The sequence below is a fragment of the Acidovorax sp. SUPP1855 genome (assembly GCF_030158955.1).
Classification (GTDB): Bacteria; Pseudomonadota; Gammaproteobacteria; order Burkholderiales; family Burkholderiaceae_C; genus Paracidovorax.
In genome coordinates this window covers 35,279-55,147 of record NZ_BQXI01000029.1, presented here as the reverse complement: position 1 = coordinate 55,147, position 19,869 = coordinate 35,279, and the positions used below count along the sequence as shown (strand labels likewise).

Sequence of the window (19,869 nt, the reverse complement as noted above, 5' to 3'; positions counted from 1 at the left end):
GGGGCTTTCCTTTCCTACAGCTGGCGCGTCGCCGCCAGCCCCTGCATGAAGGCCTCGCAGCGGGCGAGCTGGTCCAGCGAGACGTATTCGTCGGGCTGGTGCGCCTGCTGGATGCTGCCCGGCCCGCACACCACGGTGGGAATCCCGGCGTTCTTGAACAGCCCCGCCTCGGTGCCGAAGGCCACCAGCGTGGTGCCCTGTTCCCCGGCCAGGCGCTGAGCGAGCCGCGTGACGGCATCGTCCCGGTTGCCCAGGAAGCTCGGGATCTCGCAGATCGTCTCGAAGGTGATGCCGGTGCTGGGCGCCACTTTCTGCATCGCGGGCTCCAGCGACCGGGCATAGGCGATCACCTCGGCCTGCATGCCGGCGGCGTCCGCCGTGGGCAGGTCGCGGAATTCATAGCGGAACTCGGCATCGCGCGGCACCACGTTGTCGGCGATGCCGCCGTGGAACTGGCCCACGCTGGCGGTGGAGAAGGGCACATCGAAGCCTTCGAAGCGCGGCTCGTGCCGCTCGAAGCCCTCGGCCATGTCGCGCACGCGACCCACCACGCGCGCGGCCATCTCGATGGCGTTGACCGAATGCGACGTGAGCGAGGAGTGCGCCTCCTTGCCGCGCACGCAGCACTTGTAGCGGTACACGCCCTTGTGCGCGATGGCCGGCACCATGCTGGTGGGCTCGCCCACGATGCAGGCCAGCGGGCGGATGCCGGCGTCCTTCATGTCGGCGATGAGCTCCTTCACGCCGAAGCAGCCAACCTCCTCGTCGTAGCTGAAGGCGTAGTGGATGGCGAAAGGGGCATCGCTGTTCAGGAACGCTTCGGCCTGCGCGAGCGCGATGGCGATGAAGGCCTTCATGTCGGCGCTGCCCCGGCCATACAGGCGCCCGTCCTGCACGGTGGCGCCGAGCGGGTCGAAGGTCCAGTCCTGGCCGTCCCACGGCACGGTGTCGGTGTGCCCGGACAGGATGATGCCGGCGGGCTTGCCCTCGCCCAGTGTGGCGAACAGATTGGCCTTGGTCTTGCTTGCGTTGTGGGTCACCCGGCACTTCACCCCCAGGCGGGCCAGCGCCTGTTGCACGAAGTCGATGAGCGCCAGGTTCGGGTTCTGGCTGACCGTGTTCATGCGGACCAGGGTCTGGGCGAGGGAAAGGGCGTGGTCGGAGATCATGGGTGGAGTTTCCAATCCCCGGTTGTCGGGCTGCATGCACCGGGGCTAGACTGTGAGATCGCAAGGCAAGGAACAGACAGACATTATGAAACTCATCGATTCCATCGTGACCGAGGCGCCTTCGATCGCCTCCGTGCGCCGCGACATCCACGCGCATCCCGAACTGTGCTTCGAAGAAGTCCGCACTGCCGACGTGGTGGCCGGCAAGCTCACCGAATGGGGCATTCCCATCCACCGCGGCCTGGGCAAGACGGGCGTGGTCGGCATCGTGCACGGGCGCGACGGCGGCGCCTCGGGCCGGGCCATCGGCCTGCGCGCCGACATCGACGCGCTGCCCATCACCGAATTCAACACCTTCGCCCACGCCAGCACCCACCCCGGCAAGATGCACGCCTGCGGCCACGACGGCCACACGGCCATGCTGCTGGCCGCGGCGCAGCACTTCGCCAAGCACCGCGATTTCGACGGCACGGTGTACCTGATCTTCCAGCCGGCCGAGGAAGGCGGCGGCGGTGCCCGCGTGATGATCGAGGACGGGCTGTTCGAGCAATTTCCCATGCAGGCCGTGTTCGGCATGCACAACTGGCCCGGCATGAAGGCCGGCCAGTTCGCCGTGAGCCCCGGCCCGGTGATGGCCTCCAGCAACGAGTTCAAGATCGTCATCCGCGGCAAGGGCAGCCACGCGGCCATGCCGCACATGGGCACCGATCCCGTGCCGATCGCCTGCCTGATGGTGCAGGCCTTCCAGAACATCATCAGCCGCAACAAGAAGCCGGTGGATGCGGGCGTGATCTCGGTCACCATGATCCACACCGGCGAGGCCACCAACGTGGTGCCCGACAGCTGCGAACTGCAGGGCACGGTGCGCACCTTCAGCGTCGAGGTGCTGGACATGATCGAGCGCCGCATGAAGCAGGTGGCCGAACACACCTGCGCCGCGCACGAGGCCACGTGCGAGTTCGAGTTCGTGCGCAACTACCCGCCCACCATCAACTCGCCGGCCGAAGCGGATTTCGCGCGCCAGGTCATGGCCGGCATCGTGGGCGAGGCCAACGTGGTGCGGCAGGAACCCACCATGGGCGCGGAAGACTTCGCCTTCATGCTGCAGGCCAAGCCCGGCGCCTACTGCTTCATCGCCAACGGCGACGGCGACCACCGCGCCATGGGCCATGGCGGCGGCCCATGCACGCTGCACAACCCGAGCTACGACTTCAATGACGACCTGATCCCGCTCGGCGCCACCTACTGGGTACAACTTGCACAAGGCTGGCTGGCCCGGCCGGCCGGCTGATCCGCTGGGCCTCCCGCCCCCTTCGGCGCCAAGGGCGCCGGGGTGGCGTCCCCCCCTTTCCACTTCTGCGCACCGGTGCCCGGCGCACCTGGGCCCTGCCGCTTGCGGCGGGGCGTTCGCGCTGCTTTTTCAGCCCCCTCGGCCCTTGAACGGAGATCTTCATGATCGGTATCGTCCCGGCGTTTTCCCCCAGCTACGCGCGCGCCCGCACCCAGTTCCTGGAGGCCGCGGCGGCCGCCGGATTGCTGGTGGAGTCGCACACGCACCCGCTCAAGGGGCGCGACGGCGAGACGCTGGCGATGGACGTGGTGCGCGACGGCCCGCACCACGCGCAGCACCTGCTCATCGTGAGCAGCGCCTGCCATGGGGTCGAAGGCTACTGCGGCAGCGGCGTGCAGGTGTTCGCGCTGCACGACGAGGCCTGGCGCGCCAAGGCCCGCGAGCAGGGCGTGGCCGTGCTCTACGTGCACGGGCTCAATCCGTATGGCTTCTCGCACATCCGCCGGGCCACGCACGAGAACGTGGACCTGAACCGCAATTTCCACGACTTCACTCAGCCGTTGCCGGTGAACGCGGCCTACCGCGAGATCCAGCCGCTGCTGCTGCCCGACCAGTGGCCGCCCACGGCCGAGAACCGCGAGGCGGTGTTCCGCTTCATCGCCGAGCGCGGCGAGGCCGCGTGGCAGGCCGCCATCAGCCGCGGTCAGCATGAGTTTCCGGGCGGGCTGTTCTTCGGCGGCACGGCCCCGACCTGGAGCAACCGCACCTTGCGCCAGGTGCTGCGCGAGCAGGGCGAGCACGCCCGTCGCATCGCCTGGATCGATCTGCACACGGGCCTGGGGCCGAGCGGCCACGGCGAGCGCATCTATGCCGGCCGGGACGACGCCGCCTCGGTGCAGCGCGCGCGCGACTGGTGGGCCGGCGGCGGTGCCACGCCGGTCACCTCGATCTACGACGGTTCGTCCACTTCGGCCTTTCTCACGGGCTTGATGTGGAACAGCGTGTACGAAGAATGTCCACAGGCCGAAATTACCGGCATCGCGATGGAATACGGTACCTTGCCGGTGCTGGAGGTCATGCAGGCCCTGCGCGCCGAGCACTGGCTGAACCTGCATCCGGAGGCTCCGGCTGAGCTGGCAACCCAGATCAGGGCTCAAATGCTGGCCGCCTTCTACACCGACACCGATGCCTGGAAAGGCCAGGTGGTGAGCCAGGCGCGGCAGTCGATGTTCCAGGCCGTGGACGGGCTTTGCGGCCCGGCATAGCGCCGCAGCGACAGATTCTTGGCATCCATGGCGACACGGGGGGGCTGGCATTTCCCGTGAATAACGCGAACAATGGCCTTCGCGCGCAATCCGCAGCGCCGCGTGGGCCCGCCCTGCTGCAGGCCCGTTAGAACAATCAAATGCAGAGGGGATCGCCATGGAGGTTCGACAAGGACGGAACACGCTCGCACGCCGCCTGATGCTCATCAACGGGGCCATCCTGTTGCTGCTCGGTGCGGTGGCGGTCGCGATCTGGATCATGATGGGGCAGATCAGCGAGGATGCGGAGGTGGTGCGTTCCAGGAACGTGCCGCAGCTGCAGCGGATCGCGGCGCTGGAGCTGAACGTGACGCGCGTGTCGCTGCAGCTGCGGCACTCGATCCTGGCGCGCACGCCGGAGGAGCGCAACGCCACCTTGGCCGACATCGCCGAAAAGCGCCAGCTGCTGCAAAAGACGCTCGACGAGTTCGGCGCCAACATGGTCAACGACGAAGGACGCCGCGCCTACGAGCCCCTGCCCGCGCTCATGCGTGCGTTCTGGGCCACCGGCGAGCAGAACCTCGCGCTCATCCAGGCCGATCGCAAGGAAGACGCCTTCGCCTTCCTGGTGGACCAGACCATCCCCGCCCGCAACCGCCTGCTGGCGCCCTTGGGCCTGGAAAAGGACCGCCAGGGCGAGCGCCTGTCTTCCCGCATCAACGACGTGAAGGAATACGCTGCCACGGGCCGTGCGGTGGCGACGGCCGCGGTGCTGGCCGTGGTGGCCTGCCTGGCCGGCCTGAGCATCTACCTGCGCACGGTGGTGCGGCAACTCGGCGCCGACCCGTCGGAGCTCAAGCGTGTCGCGGACGCGGTGGCGGCGGGCGATCTGGCCTCGCGCATTCCCGTGCGGCCGGGGGACACGGACAGCATCATGGCGGCCATGGCCAGCATGAGCGCGCAGCTGGGCACGGTCGTGCGGACCGTGCGGACCAGCGCCGAAAGCGTGTCCGGCGCCAGCAGCGAGATCGACGCCGGCAACCACGACCTGTCCTCGCGCACCGAGCGGCAGGCCTCGGCCCTGGAGCAGACCGCGGCGTCGGCGGAGCAACTGGGCAGCACGGTGCGGCAGAACGCCGACAGCGCGCGCCGGGCCAACGAGTTGGCACAGACCGCCTCCTCGGTGGCCGAGCAGGGTGGCGCGGTGGTGGCCGAGGTGGTGGACACCATGCGCGGCATCCAGGACAGCAGCGGCAAGATCGGCGAGATCATCGGCGTGATCGATGGCATCGCCTTCCAGACCAACATCCTCGCCCTGAACGCGGCGGTGGAGGCGGCCCGCGCGGGCGAGCAGGGCCGGGGCTTCGCGGTCGTCGCGTCTGAGGTGCGCAGCCTCGCGCAGCGCAGTGCCGAGGCCGCCAAGGAGATCAAGGGGCTCATCACCGCCAGCGTGGACCGCGTGGAGCGCGGCAGCGCGCTGGTGGACAAGGCGGGCCACACCATGGCCGAGGTGGTGGCTGCGATCCGCCGCGCCACGGACCTCATGGGCGAGATCAGCGCGGCCAGCGCCGAGCAAAGCAGCGGCGTGGACCAGATCAGCGAAGCCATCACGCATGTGGACCAGGCCACGCAGCAGAACGCGGCCCTGGTCGAGGAGATGGCCGCGGCGGCCAGCAGCCTGAGCGCCCAGGCCAGCGAGCTGGTGCGCGCGACCGCGGTGTTCCACCTGGGCGGCGAGGGCGTGCTGCCTGCCGCGGCGGCGCCTGCGCCGGTACACCGTACCGCGCCGGTGGCGGCACCACGGTTCGCAGCTTCCGCTGCCGCCAGGCCGGCGGTCAAGCGCCTGGGGCCGGCCGTGGCCCCCAAGGCCGGGCCGCAGGCGTCGGATTCGCCGCCTGCATCGCCACCCACCGCGCCGCCATCCGCTTCGCCAGCGCCCGCAGCCAAGCCTGCACCGGCCGCTTCGGCACCGGCGGCAGCGCGCGCCGCGCCGCCGGCCTCCCGGTCCGGCTCCGAGAGCGACTGGGAAACCTTTTGACGGGATGCAGCGCTGACGCGATGGGGGCTGCGGTGCTCCGGGCGGTCCAGGGGGCAGGAGGAACAGAGGCCCTAAGATGGCAGTTCGACCACCAACGGAGACCTTTTCCATGTCCGATCTGAACACGGCGTTCGAAGCCGCCGTCGCCCAGTCCAAGAACCTCAGCGAGCGCCCCGACAACCCGACGCTGCTCAAGATCTACGCGCTCTACAAGCAGGCCACGGCGGGCGACAACGCCGAGAAGAAGCCGAGTTTTTCCGATGTGGTCGGCCGTGCCAAGTGGGATGCCTGGGAAAAGCTCAAGGGCACGGAGGGCGATGCCGCCCGCCAGCAGTACATCGACCTCATCGAATCGCTGAGCTGACGCCGCACTGAGCGCCAGCGTTTCCATGCGGGACCGTGCAGTGCGCGGCCCCGCATTTTTGTTGCGGTGGCCGATGCGGCTCAGGCCGCGCTGGGCGACGGCCGGCCCAGCAGTTTGTCGAACTGCGCATCGATCTCGGCGGCGATGCGGTCCTTGAAGGCGCTGAACAGGAAACCCAGCTCCGCCTGCAGTTCGAAGCGGTCGGCATGCACCTGCAGCGTGCCTTCGATGCCCGGGCGCTGAAAGCGCAGCGTGTCCTGCGCCGCGCCTTCTTCGTAGGCGCATTCCATGTCGAACTTGGCCTGGGCTTTCTGGGCCCACAGGCCGGCGATCTTGCGGGCCTCTGGCAGGCCGAGCCGGTGGGGGCGTTGGATGTGGATGTCAGGCAAGGGGTTTCTCCGGGGATGGCGTGGGCAGCAGGGCGCGCATGGCGGCCTGGCGTTGTTCGTGCGGCAGGGCCGCGAGGCGTTTCACTGCATCATAAAAGCGCGGCCAGTCGCGGCCTTCGCGCTCGAACAGCGCCTCGAAGGCCGGCACCCATTCGTCGTAGGCGGCCTGCGCGCCGAACGTGGCGTTGTTGGCCTCTGCCACCCATCGGTCGTAGCCCGCCAGTTGCGCGGGTGTGGCGCCTTCCTCGGCGATCCAGCGCGCGCGCAGGGCGGCGTAATCGGCGCGAAACGCTTGCATGGCCTCCTGTTTCGAGGCTGCCATCTCCGCGCTGGCAGCGGCGTTTTCGGCCGATGCGACCACCGCAGCGGTGGAGGCCGGGGCTTCCGAAGCACGGGGCGCATGGGCCGCGTAGACGGCGGCCAACCGCTCGCGTGCGGCCCGTGTGAGCGCACGGAACGCGTTGCGGCGGCCATCGCCGCGCGCGTAGTCGGCCCGCGCCTGCGGCGTGGCGCGCTCGGCCAGCCAGCGCGCCACGCCCAGGCGCTCCACGGCGGTGGCGAACGATTCATTGAACAGCGTGTCGCCATTGGCGTACACGACCTGGTGCGCCAGCTCGTGGAAGAGCAGCCGCACGAACTCGCCCTCGGGCCAGCCGATGAAGGTGTTGAGCAGCGGGTCGCCGCCCGCCCAGTTCATGTAGCCCAGGGTGGAATAGGCCGGCACGCCGTACACGCCCACTTCCAGGCCTTGCGTGGCGAGAAGCGCGGCCTCGGCGCGCGCATCGGCCTCGTTGAAATAGCCGCGGTAGCCGATGCACCCCGTGATCGGAAAGCACCAGCGGTGCAGCGTGAGCGAATCGGGCGGCGCGGCCACCACGTTCCACACGGCCGCGCGGCGGCCCAGGTCGGCATAACGCCGGTAGCTGGCGTTGTCGGGCAGCGCCAGTTCGGTCACGGCGAAGCGCCGGGCCTCCTGTGCCAGCTGCAGGCGATCTCGCAGCGGCTGCGAGGTGTCGCCCCGCGCAAGCCACGTGTCGATGGGTTCGGCCGCGTGCATGAGCTGCAGGTGCCCGCGCACCGACTGCCAGTAGTAAGCCAGCGATTGCCCCGTGCTGGCGCAGCCGGAGAGCAGGAGCGAGGCGGCCAGCAGCAGGGGGCGGGGCGACCGCAAGGGTGACGGGGGAAAGGGTGGCAGGGGCATTCGGCAATGGGTCGGCGGTCGGTGGGCCAAGGATAGCGAAAGCCACTGTGCGTCGCCGGATGCCCCCGCGTTCGGGGCGCGGGCAGAATCCCGGCATGCCCGCCCCTCTTTCCGCTCCCGTTTCCGCCCACCCGTCTCCCAGCCCGGACAGCGGCCTGTTCACCGACGAGTCCGGATGCGCCCGCTGCCAATGGTGCAGTGCCACGCCGCTGTACCGTCACTACCACGACCATGAATGGGGTTTTCCGGTCGCGGACGACCGGCGCCTGTATGAAAAGCTGTGTCTGGAAGGCTTTCAGGCGGGCCTGAGCTGGCTCACCATCCTGAACAAGCGCGAAGCCTTCCGCGCCGGGTTCGCCCATTTCGACGCCGAGCAGGTGGCGCGCTTCGGTGCGGCCGACGTGCAGCGGCTGCTGGGCGATGCCGGCATCGTGCGCCACCGCGGCAAGATCGAATCGGCCATCCAGAACGCGCGGCGCGTGCTGGAACTGCGCCGCGAGTTCGGCTCTCTGGCGCACTACGTGTGGCGTTTCGCCCCGGCCGCCGCCGAGGGGCGCCCCGGCCGCATCACGCTGGAGTCGGTGCGCGCCATGCCCACCACGCCGGCTTCGGTGGCGATGTCCAAGGACTTGAAAAAGCGCGGCTTCACCTTCGTCGGCCCCACCACGGTCTACGCCTTCATGCAGGCCATGGGGCTGGTCAACGACCACTTCGAAGGCTGCAGCGTGCGCGCGGCGGCCCAGGCGGCGCGTGCGGCGTTCGTGGTGCCCGGCCCGGGCTGATCGCCGGGCCGCGGGCTACACCACCGTGTCGGAGCGGATCACGATGCGGTCGAAGCCCAGGTGCTGCATGCATTCGCGCAGGATGAGCAGCGTGGCGGCGAAGGCGGAGCCCTCGGGCAGGCCCTCCTGGGCGGGCGGGCGGCCCAGGGCCACCGAGACCAGGCGGTTGAAGGTGCGCTCCACGGCATCGAGCGGCAGGGTCATCTCGGGCTGCGCTTCGATGCCGGCCGCCAGCGCCACCTGGCGGATGCCGGCATCCGCCGTGTAGAGCGTGGTGCCCGGCGGCAGCACCGCGTGCACGGGCATCACGGCCTCTTCCACCACCTGGATGGCATGCTCCAGTTCGCCCTCGGCCGGGGGATCGTGGCGAAAGCACGCGGCGGCCGTGGCGTAGTAGCCCACTTCCAGGGTGCGCAGCAGCCGGGCCTGCGCCTGGGTGCCGCTGGCGATGGACGAGTGGCCCGCTCCGATGCGCAGCGCTGTGATGGGGCTTCCGGCCAGCGGGCCCGCCTGCAACGCCTGGTACAGGGCGCCGGCGTCGTTCGGTGAAAGGTGGGTGGACATGGTGCGGTCCCGGCAGGTGGAAAAGGGTGGATCGATTGTGCCCTTTGCCGCAGGCCATGGGCCCCGGCGGGTCACCGGCCTGGATCGGCGGGCCGCCTGGGACGGCCGATGGCAGCCCCCGCCCCGGCGGCGCGCAGGAGGCGCCGGAAGGTGGGGCATTCCATGTGGCTGGGTGCCTTGCAGCGCGCGGCGTGCTGCAGACCGTCGCGCATGGCGGTGAGCTGGCGGATGGTGGTGTCCAGGTCGTCGGCCTGGGCCAGGAGCCGGTCGCGGTCGATGCGCGGCTGGCCGTCGCGGCCGAACATCTGCCCGATGGCGTCCAGCGAGAAGCCGGCCGCGCGCCCGAGCGCGACGAGCGCGAGCCGCTCCACCACGCCCGCATCGAACAGCCGCCGCAGGCCGTGCCGCCCGACGGAGGCGATCAGCCCTTTTTCTTCGTAGAAGCGCAGTGTCGATGCCGGCAGGCCCGAACGGTGTGCCACCTCGGCGATGTCCAGGATCTCCATGGGCTTGACCTCAAGTCGGCTTGAAGTCGCACAGTCTAGCTTTCACTCCCTTTCCAGGCACCCAGGAGGCCGCCATGAACCCACCCCTTTCGATCGATTCCCCGCAAGCCGCGCTCTGGAACGGCGCCGCCGGCCACGCCTGGGTCCAGGCGCAACCCCTGCTCGACCGCATGTTCGCGCCCTTCGAGGCCCTGCTCGCCGAGGCGGCCGACGCCCCCGGCGCGGGGCCCGGCATGCAGGTGCTCGACATCGGCTGCGGCACCGGGGCCACCACGCTGGCCATCGCGCGCCGGCTGGGCGAGGAAGGGCGCTGCACCGGGATCGATCTTTCCGCGCCCATGGTCGCCGCGGCGCGCCAGCGCGGCCTGCGCGAGGGGCTGACGGCGCCCCGCGCAGACTTCGTCTGTGCCGATGCGCAGACCCATGCGTTCGCGCCGGCTTCCCTGGATCGGCTGGTGTCGCGCTTCGGGGTCATGTTCTTCGGAGACCCGGTGGCGGCGTTCGCGAACCTGCGCCGCGCGGCCCGCCCCGGCGCCAGCCTGTGCGCCATCGCGTGGCGCAGCGCGGCGGAGAACCCCTTCATGACGGCCGCCGAGCGCGCCGCCGCCCCGCTGCTGCCGGGCCTGCCCGTGCGCCAGCCGGATGCGCCGGGCCAGTTCGCGTTCGCGGACCGCGAGCGGGTGGCGGGCATCCTGCGGGCCAGTGGCTGGGCCGGCATCGAGATCGAGCCCCTGGACGTCGTCTGCACGCTGCGGCGCGACGAACTGGTGCCTTATTTCACCGGCCTCGGCCCGGTCGGCCTGGCCCTGCGCAGCGCCCACGGGCCGACCCGCACCCGGGTCGTCGCGGCCGTGCGGGCGGCTTTCGAGCCCTTTGTGCAGGGCGAGGCGGTGCGTTTCGGCGCGTCCTGCTGGCGGATCGCCGCGCAGGCCACGGCGGGTGGTTCCCGGGGCTGAGCATCCCGGGCCGAAGAGGCGGGGTGCGATGATAAAATGAGATTCATTCGTATTTTCAAGCGGTGGCTTCCAGCCGCCTCCACCCCCCCATGCCTGCCGCTGCCTGCCAGGACGTCGAAACCCTCTACCGCGACCACCGGGCGTGGCTGCACGCGTGGCTGGCGCGCCAGCTGGGCAATGCCTTCGAGGCGTCGGACCTGACCCAGGACACCTTCGTCAACCTGATGGCGAGCCGGCAGGCGGAGCGGTTGCAGGAACCCCGCGCGTACCTCACCACGCTGGCCAAGCGCCTGCTCTACAACCGCTGGCGCCGGCGCGACCTGGAGCGGGCCTGGCTGGAGGCGCTGGCCGCACTGCCCCCCGAGGTGTCGCCCTCGCCGGAAGACTATGCGCTGGTGCGCGAGGCCATCGAGGCCGTCGACCAATGGCTGTCCGGCCTCGCGCCCAAGGTGCGCCAGGCCTTTTTGCTGCGGCGGCTCGACGGCATGAAGCACACGGAGATCGCGCAGGAGATGAACGTCTCCCTGGCCACGGTGGAGCGCTACCTCAAGCAGGCGCTGCTGCACCTGTGCAGCCTGCCGACCGGCCCGGGCCACCGATGAAAACCGGGCTCCACGCACCGGCCCTGGAGCAGGCCGCCGACTGGCATGTGCGCCTGGACTCGGACCAGGCCAGCGACGATACCCGGCGCGCCTTCGCCCACTGGCTGCAGCAGGCTCCCGACCACCGCCAGGCCTGGTCGGCCTTGCAGTCCCGCCTGCAAGGGCTGGACGCGGAGCTGCTGCAGATCCGCCAGGCCGATGCCCCCGCCGGCGGCGCCAGCCGGCGCGCGCTGCTGGCGCCGGTACCGCGCGGCGCGCAGCGCCGCCGCCTGCTGGCCGGCGGCACCGGCGGGGCGCTGGCCGTGGCGCTGGCCGCCTGGCTGCTCGACCGCCAGGCGCCCCTGGCCACCCTGGCCGCCGACCTGCGCACGGGCACCGGCCAGCGGCGGGTCCACCGTCTGCCCGACGGGAGCGAACTCACCCTGGATGCGCGCTCCGCCGTGGACATCGCCTATGGAGACCGCGAGCGCCTCGTGGTGCTGCGCGAGGGCGCGGTGGCGGTGCGCGTGGCAGCGGCCGGCACCGACCGGCCCTTCGTGGTGCGCAGCGCGCAGGGCACGGCCCGCGCCCTGGGCACCCGCTTCATGGTGCGGCAGGGCGACGGCAGCAGCCTGGTCCACGTGATCGAGCACAGCGTGCGGCTGGTACTGCCTTCGGGCCCCGAAATGACGCTGCGCGCGGGCGACAGCGCCCGGCTGGTGGGCGGTGCCATCGAGCCCGTGGTGGCACCGCCCCTGGCGCCGGCGGCCTGGGCCGATGGCGTGATCCAGGTGAAGAACGTGCCCCTGGGCGAGGTGCTGGCCGCGCTGCGGCCCTACAGCGCGGCGGTGATGCGCGTCAGTCCGGCGGCGGCGCAACTGCGGATCTTCGGCGTGTTCGCGCTGGACCGGCCGGAGGCGACCCTGCAAACCCTGGTGGACACCCATCCCGTCGCGGTGCGGCGCTGGGGCCCCTGGCTGGTCCAGGTGGACCTTCGGTCCCAGGCCTGAGGGGGCCCAGCGGGGGAGGGGCAGTCCATGCCGGAATGGGGGATGGATGGGATCGATGAGGGGTTTTGGCGCGCTCGCGTGTCAATGGGAATGCAGCGCTGCCCAACCCTCCGCATCCACCTCCCCCTCATCGAGCAATCCATGGCCTTCCTCTCCCGCGCCGCCGTCTGGCGCCATCTTCCCCGCCCGCCGGGCGCCCTGTTGCCCATCGCCATCGCGCTTTCGCTGGGCCATGCCCTGCCTGCCCAGGCGCAAGCCCAGGCGGCGCCCCCTGCGGCCGGCGCGGCCGTCCAGGCGTGGGATCTGGCCCCGGGCGCCCTGGACGACACCCTCACCCTGATCGCGCGCCAGGGCGGACGCAGCATCAGTGCCGACCCGGCGCTGCTGGCCGGAAAGCGGGCGCCGGCCATCCGGGGCCGCTTCACCGCCGAGCAGGCCGCGCAGCAGGCCCTGGCCGGCAGCGCCCTGGTGCTGGGCCGCACCGCCGGCGGCGCCCTCACGGTGCTGCCGGGCAGCGCGCCTGCCGCATCGGCCACCCCCGCCCGGGGCGCGGCCGCCGGTGCCACGCTGGCCGAGGTGCGCGTGGTGGCCGACGCCGAAACCGACGGGCCGTCGGAGGGCACTGGCAGCTATGTGCCGCGCGGCCCCAGCAGCGCCGCCACCGGCCTGGCCCTGAGCGTGCGCGAGACCCCGCAGTCGGTCAGCGTCATCACCCGGCAGCGCATGGACGACGAGCACCTCACGACCATCAACGACGTGCTGGCGCGCACCCCCGGCATCGCCACCGCGGCGCTAGGCACCGAGCGCTCCAACGCCAACGCGCGCGGCTACCCCATCACGAACTACCAGCTCGACGGCATCAGCACCCACACGGAATTCCTGGGGCTGGACGCCTTGCCCGCCCAGGGCATCGCCGACATGGCGCTGTACGACCGGGTCGAGGTGCTGCGCGGTGCCTCGGGGCTGACCACCGGCGCGGGCGACCCTTCGGGCATCGTGAACATGGTGCGCAAGAAGCCCACGGCCGAATTCCAGGGCCTGGCCGAACTCGGTGGCGGATCGTGGGGCCAGGGGCGCGGCGTCATCGACCTGTCGTCGCCGCTCAATGCCGAGGGCAGCGTGCGCGCGCGCATGGTGGCGGTGCACCAGGAGGGCGACAGCTACATCGACTTCTACAGCCGCAAGAAGGACGTGCTGTACGGCGTGGTCGAAGCCGACCTGACCCGCACCCTGAAGCTCACCGCCGGCATCGACCACCAGGAAAGCGCCTCGCGCGGATCGACGGCCTATCTGGGCTTTCCGCTCATCAATGCCGCGGGGCAGCAGAACGACTTTCCCGTGTCGTTCAGCAGCGCCAGCCGCAGCAACCGCTTCGACACGAACTCCGACAACGCCTTCGCCTCGCTGGAGCAGGTGTTCGGCAACGGCTGGAAGCTCAAGCTCTCGGTGGACAAGCTGCGCTCGCGCCAGCGCGAGGATGCCACCTACCTGGCCGTGAGCAGCAGCCTGTTCGATCCGGTCACCGGCGATGGCCTGAGGCTGGCCAGCGAGCGGCGCGACTACCGGCTGGACAACGAGACCGTCGACCTCAAGCTCAGCGGCCCGTTCGAGCTGTTCGGCCGCCAGCACGAAGCGCTGGTGGGCATCGACCACACCGACTTCCGCAGCCTGACCACCGGCAGTTTCGACACTACCGGGCTGCGCGACCTGCCGGTCAACATCCATCGCTGGAACAACAGCGGCAGCCCCGTCTTCGGGCCTGACTTCGTCACCTTCGACAGCACCCGCCGGCAGAAAAGCCTGTATGCCGCCGGCCGCTTCGAACTGGCCCCGCAATGGAAGCTCATCGTGGGCGGCAAGCTGATGAATTTCGGCAGCGACTACATCACCGACACGACCGAGGGCTACCACACGACCTCGCCGGTCTCCGAGCGCCGCGTCTTCACGCCCTACGGCGGCATCGTGTTCGACCTGAGCCCGGCGCACACGCTGTACGCCAGCTTCGCGACCATCTACGCGCCGCAGAACGCCCAGGACCGCAACGGCACGCAGCTGGACCCGACCCAGGGCGACACCTACGAGGCGGGCGTGAAGAGCGCCTGGCTCGGCGGCCGGGTGACCACCAGCGCCTCGGCCTACTGGATCCGCCAGGACAACGTCGCCGAGGCCGACAGTGGCTACTTCGTGCCCGGCACCACCAACACCGCCTCCCGCGCGATGAAGGGCGTGAAGACGCAGGGCATGGACCTGGAGGTCAACGGCACCCTGGCGCCCGGCTGGAACCTCTCGGCCTCGTACAACTTCAGCCAGTCCAGGAACGCGGCCGGCACCCGCGTGAACACCACCTTCCCACGGCAGATGGCGCGGGTCTGGACCACGTGGCGCGCGCCGGGCGACTGGAGCCGCCTGACCCTGGGCGGCGGCGTGGACTGGAACAGCGGCATCCACTACGACATCGATGCCTGGCAGATCGACCGCACGGTGACCGCGCGCCAGAAGGCCTACGCCGTGGCCAGCCTCATGGCCCGCTACGAGGTGAACGATCGCCTGTCGGTCGCGCTGAACGTGCAGAACGTGTTCGACCGCAAGTACATCGCCGCGATGTCGGGCTGGTTGTACTCGGGCATGTACGGCGCGCCGCGCAGTGCGCAGGTGACGGCGCGCTACCGGTTCTGAGCCGGCGGGCCGAGCGCGGCGCCGCCGCGTCGGGGCGCCACCATCGCACCATGAAAAAAGCCCTCCGGAGAGGGCTTTGGCGTTGCGCTGGGCGCGAAGGGGGCTTTTCAGCCGCCCTTCTTGGAGCGCTTGCCGGGGTTCTTCTTGCTGCGGGTGGCGACGCCACGCTCCAGGCTCACGCGCTGGCCGCGGCCGGGGGTGGCCAGGGTCACGCCGGGCAGTGGCTGGGGACGGGGGGTGCGCTTGCGGTCGGCTTCGGTAACGATCTTGTTGCCCATTTGGGAGGCTCCTGGAGAGAAAAGTGAAAAACACGCTATTAGGCCACATCGTGCAGCCGTGCCCGGTGCGGGCCGTTTCCGCCCCGGCCGGGGCGCTGGGAAGTGCAGGGGGCCGCGCTCAGTCCGGCAGCACGGCGGTGGCCTCGATCTCGATGCGCGCGCGCGCTTCCATGAGGCCGGCGACCTGCACGCAGGCCATGGCCGGAAAGTGCCGGCCCAGCACCTCGCGGTAGGCGGCGCCCAGCTCCTTCAGGCGCGCGTTGTATTCCTCGCGGTCCAACACGTACCAGGTCATGCGCACCAGGTGCTCGGGGCCGGCGCCGCCGGCCTCCAGCACGGCGCGCACGTTCAGGAAGGTCTGGCGGGCCTGGACGATGAAGTCGTCGCTCTCGAACTCCTGGCGGGCGTTCCAGCCGATCTGGCCGCCCACGAAGAGCAGCGTGCCGCGGGCGGCCACGCCGTTGGCGTAGCCCTTGGGGGGCGCCCAGTCGGGCGGTTGCAGTCGGGTGTGAAGGGTCATGTCTTGGGGGCGGGAATGGGTGAGGATGCGGCCGCAGCGGCCGCGCTGTCGCGGGCCAGCGCGGCGGCCTGGCGCAGCTTGAAGCGCTGCAGCTTGCCGGTCTCGGTGCGCGGCAGGGCGGTGGCGAACTCCACGATGCGCGGGTATTTGAAGGGGGCGATGCTGGCCTTCACGTGGTCCTGCAGCGCCTTGGCCAGGGCGTCGTCGCCGGCATGGCCGGGGCGCAGCACGCAGATGGCTTTGACGACCATGCCGCGCTCGTCGTCGGGCACCCCGATCACGGCGCACTCGGCCACGGCGGGGTGGCGCAGCAGGGCATCTTCGACCTCGGGGCCGCCCACGTTGTAGCCGGCCGTGATGATCATGTCGTCGTCGCGCGCCTGGTAGAAGAAGTAGCCGTCGGCGTCCTGCACGAAGGCGTCGCCGGGGTGGTTCCAGCCGTTCTTCACGTAGTTGGCCTGGCGCGCATCGTCCAGGTAGCGGCAGCCCGTGGGGCCGATCACGGCGAGCTTGCCGACCGTGCCGCGCGGCAGCTCGCGCCCGCGCCCGTCCACCACCTTGGCCTGGTAGCCCGGCACCACGCGGCCGATGGCGCCGCGGCGCACTTCGCTGCCGGCCGACGAGATGAAGATGTGGAACATTTCAGTGGCGCCGATGCCGTCGGTCATCTCGATGCCGGTGGCGTCCTTCCACAGCTGGCGCGTGGCGTCCGGCAGGGCCTCGCCGGCACTCACGCAGGTGCGCAGCGCGGGCAGGCCCAGGGCCTTGGCGAAGGGCGCCATCTGCCGGTAGAAGGTGGGTGCGGTGTAGCAGACGGTGGCGCCCACCTCGCGCATCAGCCGCACCATCACCTCGGGGGTGTAGGGCACGTCGGGAAAGTACACGCTCGCGCAGGCGGCCATGGGAAAGAGCAGCAGCCCGCCCAGCCCGAAGGTGAAGGCCAGCGGCGGGGAGCCGACCACGATGTCCTCGGGCGTGGAGCGCAGCACATGGTGCGGCCACGCGCCGCAGGCCGCCAGCACGTCGCGGTGGCTGTGCACCGGCGCTTTCGGGTGCCCGGTGGTGCCCGAGGTGAAGGCCATGAGCGCGATGTCGTCCGCCGCGGTGGGGCAGGCGGGCAGCGGCGCGCAGCCGGCCGCGCGCACCAGCAGGTCGTCGGCCGCCGGCGCGGTGTGGAAGGGCACGATGGCACGCAGCACCGGGTGCTGTGCCTGCGCGGCCTGCAGCTCGTCCAGCAGCCGGCCGTCGCACAGCGCGGCGGCGGGCTGGGCGCGCTCGATCACGTCGGACAGCTCCCGCGCGCGCAGCAGCGGCATGGTGGCCACGGCGATCAGGCCGGCATGCACCACGGCCAGCCAGGCGAGCGCCATCTCGGGCGTGTTGCCGCCGCGCAGCAGCACGCGGTTGCCGGGCACCAGGCCCAGGCCGTCCACCAGCACGCGGGCGATGCGCGCGACCTCGTCCTGCGCCTGCGCGTAGGTCCAGGTGCGCGTGGGCGAGCGCAGCAGCGGCCGCCCGCCGTGGCCTGCCTGCGCGGCGCGATCGAACAGCACCTGCACGAGGTTGGCCTGCGCCGGCACCTGCAGCGAGGGCAGGTCGTAGTGCAGCGCGGGCCACTGCTCGCGCGGCGGCAGGCGATCGTGGACGAAGGTGTCGGTCTGTGCGCTGGGGGTCATGCCTGCTCCTGCAAGACGGCTTTGCCGATGATGAGTTGCTGGACCTCGGTGGCGCCTTCGTAGATGCGCAGCGCGCGGATGTCGCGGTACAGCGATTCGATCTTGGCGCCCACCTCGACGCCGCGCCCGCCGTGCATCTGCAGGGCCATGTCGATCACGCGCTGGGCGTTCTCGGTGGCGGTCATCTTGGCCATCGCAGCGGCGACGCTGCGATGGCGAGCCTCGGTGGCGTTGCCCGCCCGCCCAGATAGCAAGCTCTCGTCGCGCATCCAGGCCGCCCGGTACGTGAGCAGCGCCGCGCCGTCGACCAGCGCCGCCATCTCGCCCAGCTTGGCCTGCGTGAGCTGGAAGTCGCCCAGCGTCTGGCCGAACATGCGGCGCGTGCGCGCATGGTGCACCGCCTCGGCGAGTGCGCGCCGCGCCATACCCAGCGCGGCGCCCGCCACCGAGGCGCGAAAGATGTCCAGCGTGCGCATGGCCAGCTTGAAGCCGCCGTGCAGCTCGCCCAGCAGCGCATCGGCCGGCACGGTGCAGCCGTCGAACGCCAGCGTGGCCAGCGGGTGCGGCGCCATCACCTGGATGTGGCGCGAATCGTCCAGGCCCGGCGTGGGCGCATCGACGATGAAGGCGCTGATGCCGCGCGTGCCGCCGGCCGGGTCGGTCTTGGCGAAGACGCAGTAGAAGTCGGCGATGCCGCCGTTGCTGATCCACGTCTTGGTGCCGTTCAGCGTGTAGGCGCCCATGGCATCGCCCGCGGTATCGGAGCCGTTTGGGCCCGATGCCGGCGGATTGTTCGCCTGTATTGCTATTGTTTTCATAGCGCCTACGTCGGAGCCGGCCTCGGGCTCGCTGAGCGCGAAGGCGGCGATCTTCTCGCCGCGCGCCACTGCGGGCAGGTAGCGTGCCTGCTGCGCGGCGCTGCCGGCCAGCGTGATCGCGCCGCTGCCCAGGCCCTGCATGGCGAAGGCGAAGTCGGCCAGGGGCGAGTGGTAGGCCAGGGTCTCGCGCAGCAGCACCAGCGCGCGGGAATCGAGTTCGGCCAGCGCGCCGCCGTGCGCGGCGGGCACGCAGTAGCGCAGCCAGCCGCCGTCGCCCAGGCGGCGCACCCACTCGCGGCAGGCGGCGCGGTCGTCGGATTCGTCCACCGCCTGCGCGGCGGCCCAGGGCACGAGGCCATCCATCAATGCCCTGTGGGCTTCGCCGAAGAACGGCAGGGCGAGGTGCGCCGTGGACGGGGCGGCAGGCGCAGGGGGCGTGGCGATGTGCATGGCCTCAGTCCCCCGCAAAGACGGGTTTCTGCTTGGCCGCGAACGCCTCGTAGGCGCGGCGGAAGTCCTGCGTCTGCATGCAGATGGCCTGCGCCTGGGCCTCGGCCTCGATGGCCTGGTCGATGGTCATGCTCCACTCCTGGCCCAGCATGGTCTTGGTCATGCCGTGCGCGAAGGTGGGGCCCTCGGCCAGCGAGCGGGCCGCGGCCTGCACGTGGGCGAGCAGGTCGGCCGATTCGTGCAGGCCGTTGAAGAAGCCCCAGGCCAGCCCTTCCTGCGCGGTCATCGCGCGGCCGGTGAACAGCAGCTCGGAGGCGCGGCCCTGCCCGATCATGCGCGGCAGCAGCGCACAGGCGCCCATGTCGGCGCCGGCCAGGCCCACGCGGGTGAACAGGAACGCGGTGCGTGCGGCGGGCGTGCCGTAGCGCAGGTCGCAGGCCAGCGCCACCATGGCGCCGGCGCCGGCGCAGATGCCGTCGATGGCGCCCAGCACCGGCTGCGGGCAGGCGCGGATGGCCTTCACCAGGTCGCCCGTCATGCGCGTGAACTCCAGCAGTTCGGGCATGGTCATGCCGGTGAGCGGGCCGATGATTTCGTGCACGTCGCCGCCCGAGCAGAAGTTGCCGCCCGCGCCGGTCACCACCACGGCCTTCACGTCGGTCGCCGTGCGCAGCGCGCCGAAGAAGTCGCGCAGTTCGGCATAGCTCTGGAAGGTCAGCGGGTTCTTGCGCTCGGGCCGGTCCAGCGTGATGGTGCCCACGCCGCGGTCGAACTGCCAGGCGAAGTGCCGTGCCGCGTAGGGGGCCCGGGGCTCGAACTGCGGGCGCATGGGGTTGCCCGCGGAGATGTAGTGCTTCATGCGTTGGTTTCCTGGAGGGTGGGGGTGGCTGCCTGGGCGTGGGCCTTCACCTTGCCGAGCAGCCGGTGCAGGCTGGCGATGTCGCGCTCGCCGAGCGGGCCGAAGGCCTCGACGATCCACTGCGCGTGCGCGTGGGCCATCGCGTCGAACTGTTCGCGCCCGCGCGGCGTGAGCCGCACGAGGAACACGCGGCGGTCGCCCGCCACGTCCACGCGTTCCACCAGCCCTTCGGCGACGAGCTGGTCGGTGATGCCGGTGACGTTGCCGCTCGTGACCATCATGCGGCGCGAGAGGTCCTTCATCTTCAGGCCCTCGGGCGCGCGTTCGAGCTGCGCCATCAGGTCGAAGCGCGGCAGCGTGGTGCCGAATTGGTCGCGCAGCCGGGTGCGCACCTGCTTTTCCACCAGTTGCGTGCAGGTGAGCAGGCGCAGCCACAGGCGCAGGGCCTCGGGGTGCTCGCTGGGGGCGGCGCCGTGCAGGCGGGCTTCGAGGTCCAT

General features: G+C 71.0%; 20 protein-coding genes. 9 read left to right on the top strand and 11 right to left on the bottom strand.

Translation table 11 applies throughout. The features are described 5' to 3' along the window. Positions 1–14: 14 nt before the first annotated feature. Complete coding sequence (gene argE / locus AVMA1855_RS20950; protein ID WP_284427187.1) at positions 15–1,169, bottom strand: acetylornithine deacetylase; 1,155 nt, start codon at positions 1,167–1,169, stop codon at positions 15–17. An 85-nt stretch (positions 1,170–1,254) separates the two neighbouring features. Between argE and AVMA1855_RS20945 the strand changes: the two genes are divergently transcribed. The 4 genes from AVMA1855_RS20945 to AVMA1855_RS20930 all read left to right on the top strand — a co-directional run bounded on the left by AVMA1855_RS20945 (position 1,255) and on the right by AVMA1855_RS20930 (position 6,106). Beyond that, a complete protein-coding gene (locus AVMA1855_RS20945; RefSeq protein WP_284427186.1) occupies positions 1,255–2,460 on the top strand; it encodes a M20 aminoacylase family protein in 1,206 nt (401 codons plus the stop codon). Between the two features lie 161 nt (positions 2,461–2,621). Beyond that, positions 2,622–3,725, top strand: coding sequence for a M14 family metallopeptidase (locus tag AVMA1855_RS20940; protein WP_284427185.1), 1,104 nt, complete (start codon positions 2,622–2,624; stop codon positions 3,723–3,725). Between the two features lie 157 nt (positions 3,726–3,882). Then, positions 3,883–5,742 carry a methyl-accepting chemotaxis protein gene (locus AVMA1855_RS20935; RefSeq protein ID WP_284427184.1) on the top strand — a complete coding sequence of 620 codons (1,860 nt, stop codon included), beginning with the start codon at positions 3,883–3,885 and terminating at the stop codon, positions 5,740–5,742. A gap of 109 nt (positions 5,743–5,851) precedes the next feature. Continuing rightward, positions 5,852–6,106, top strand: a complete 255-nt coding sequence (locus AVMA1855_RS20930; protein WP_272567015.1) for an acyl-CoA-binding protein — start codon at positions 5,852–5,854, stop codon at positions 6,104–6,106. Between the two features lie 80 nt (positions 6,107–6,186). Here AVMA1855_RS20930 and AVMA1855_RS20925 read toward each other — a convergent pair whose 3' ends face one another. Both AVMA1855_RS20925 and AVMA1855_RS20920 read right to left on the bottom strand, forming a co-directional pair. Further along, entirely contained in the window at positions 6,187–6,495 is a 309-nt protein-coding gene (locus AVMA1855_RS20925) for a polyhydroxyalkanoic acid system family protein (protein WP_284401443.1), read from the bottom strand. Further along, complete coding sequence (locus AVMA1855_RS20920) at positions 6,488–7,696, bottom strand: aminopeptidase (RefSeq protein ID WP_284427183.1); 1,209 nt, start codon at positions 7,694–7,696, stop codon at positions 6,488–6,490. Before AVMA1855_RS20920 ends, AVMA1855_RS20925 begins: the two co-directional genes overlap by 8 nt. A 95-nt stretch (positions 7,697–7,791) precedes the next feature. On the opposite strand from AVMA1855_RS20920, the gene AVMA1855_RS20915 reads away from it, so the two are divergent. Beyond that, a complete protein-coding gene (locus AVMA1855_RS20915) occupies positions 7,792–8,478 on the top strand; it encodes a DNA-3-methyladenine glycosylase I (RefSeq protein ID WP_284427182.1) in 687 nt (228 codons plus the stop codon). Positions 8,479–8,493: 15 nt separating this feature from the next. Here the strand turns inward: AVMA1855_RS20915 and AVMA1855_RS20910 are convergent, their stop codons facing one another. After that, positions 8,494–9,042, bottom strand: a complete 549-nt coding sequence (locus AVMA1855_RS20910) for a hypothetical protein (RefSeq protein ID WP_284427181.1) — start codon at positions 9,040–9,042, stop codon at positions 8,494–8,496. 71 nt (positions 9,043–9,113) lie between these two features. Then, positions 9,114–9,548 carry a helix-turn-helix domain-containing protein gene (locus AVMA1855_RS20905; protein ID WP_284427180.1) on the bottom strand — a complete coding sequence of 145 codons (435 nt, stop codon included), beginning with the start codon at positions 9,546–9,548 and terminating at the stop codon, positions 9,114–9,116. 74 nt (positions 9,549–9,622) lie between these two features. On the opposite strand from AVMA1855_RS20905, the gene AVMA1855_RS20900 reads away from it, so the two are divergent. From AVMA1855_RS20900 to AVMA1855_RS20885, 4 genes are all read left to right on the top strand, one after another. Further along, positions 9,623–10,504, top strand: a complete 882-nt coding sequence (locus AVMA1855_RS20900) for a class I SAM-dependent methyltransferase (protein WP_284427179.1) — start codon at positions 9,623–9,625, stop codon at positions 10,502–10,504. 89 nt (positions 10,505–10,593) lie between these two features. Then, positions 10,594–11,106, top strand: a complete 513-nt coding sequence (locus tag AVMA1855_RS20895) for a sigma-70 family RNA polymerase sigma factor (RefSeq protein ID WP_284427178.1) — start codon at positions 10,594–10,596, stop codon at positions 11,104–11,106. Beyond that, the gene (locus AVMA1855_RS20890) at positions 11,103–12,095 is read left to right on the top strand and encodes a FecR domain-containing protein (protein ID WP_284427177.1); all 993 of its coding nucleotides are present in this window, start codon (positions 11,103–11,105) and stop codon (positions 12,093–12,095) included. The genes AVMA1855_RS20895 and AVMA1855_RS20890 overlap by 4 nt, the downstream gene beginning before the upstream one ends. 141 nt (positions 12,096–12,236) lie before the next feature. After that, positions 12,237–14,771, top strand: coding sequence for a TonB-dependent siderophore receptor (locus AVMA1855_RS20885; protein ID WP_284427176.1), 2,535 nt, complete (start codon positions 12,237–12,239; stop codon positions 14,769–14,771). A gap of 107 nt (positions 14,772–14,878) precedes the next feature. Here AVMA1855_RS20885 and AVMA1855_RS20880 read toward each other — a convergent pair whose 3' ends face one another. From AVMA1855_RS20880 to AVMA1855_RS20855, 6 genes are all read right to left on the bottom strand, one after another. After that, on the bottom strand, positions 14,879–15,049 hold the full coding sequence (locus AVMA1855_RS20880; RefSeq protein ID WP_272567028.1) for a hypothetical protein: 171 nt from the start codon (positions 15,047–15,049) through the stop codon (positions 14,879–14,881). 118 nt (positions 15,050–15,167) lie between these two features. Beyond that, positions 15,168–15,569 (bottom strand): RidA family protein, encoded by a 402-nt coding sequence (locus tag AVMA1855_RS20875; protein ID WP_284427175.1) that lies wholly within the window; start codon positions 15,567–15,569, stop codon positions 15,168–15,170. Beyond that, positions 15,566–17,245, bottom strand: coding sequence for an AMP-binding protein (locus AVMA1855_RS20870; RefSeq protein WP_284427174.1), 1,680 nt, complete (start codon positions 17,243–17,245; stop codon positions 15,566–15,568). The genes AVMA1855_RS20875 and AVMA1855_RS20870 overlap by 4 nt, the downstream gene beginning before the upstream one ends. After that, on the bottom strand, positions 17,242–18,513 hold the full coding sequence (locus AVMA1855_RS20865) for an acyl-CoA dehydrogenase family protein (RefSeq protein WP_284427173.1): 1,272 nt from the start codon (positions 18,511–18,513) through the stop codon (positions 17,242–17,244). The genes AVMA1855_RS20870 and AVMA1855_RS20865 overlap by 4 nt, the downstream gene beginning before the upstream one ends. A 4-nt stretch (positions 18,514–18,517) precedes the next feature. Next, positions 18,518–19,372 carry an enoyl-CoA hydratase family protein gene (locus tag AVMA1855_RS20860; protein ID WP_284401418.1) on the bottom strand — a complete coding sequence of 285 codons (855 nt, stop codon included), beginning with the start codon at positions 19,370–19,372 and terminating at the stop codon, positions 18,518–18,520. Continuing rightward, a complete protein-coding gene (locus AVMA1855_RS20855; RefSeq protein WP_272567036.1) occupies positions 19,369–19,869 on the bottom strand; it encodes a MarR family winged helix-turn-helix transcriptional regulator in 501 nt (166 codons plus the stop codon). Before AVMA1855_RS20855 ends, AVMA1855_RS20860 begins: the two co-directional genes overlap by 4 nt.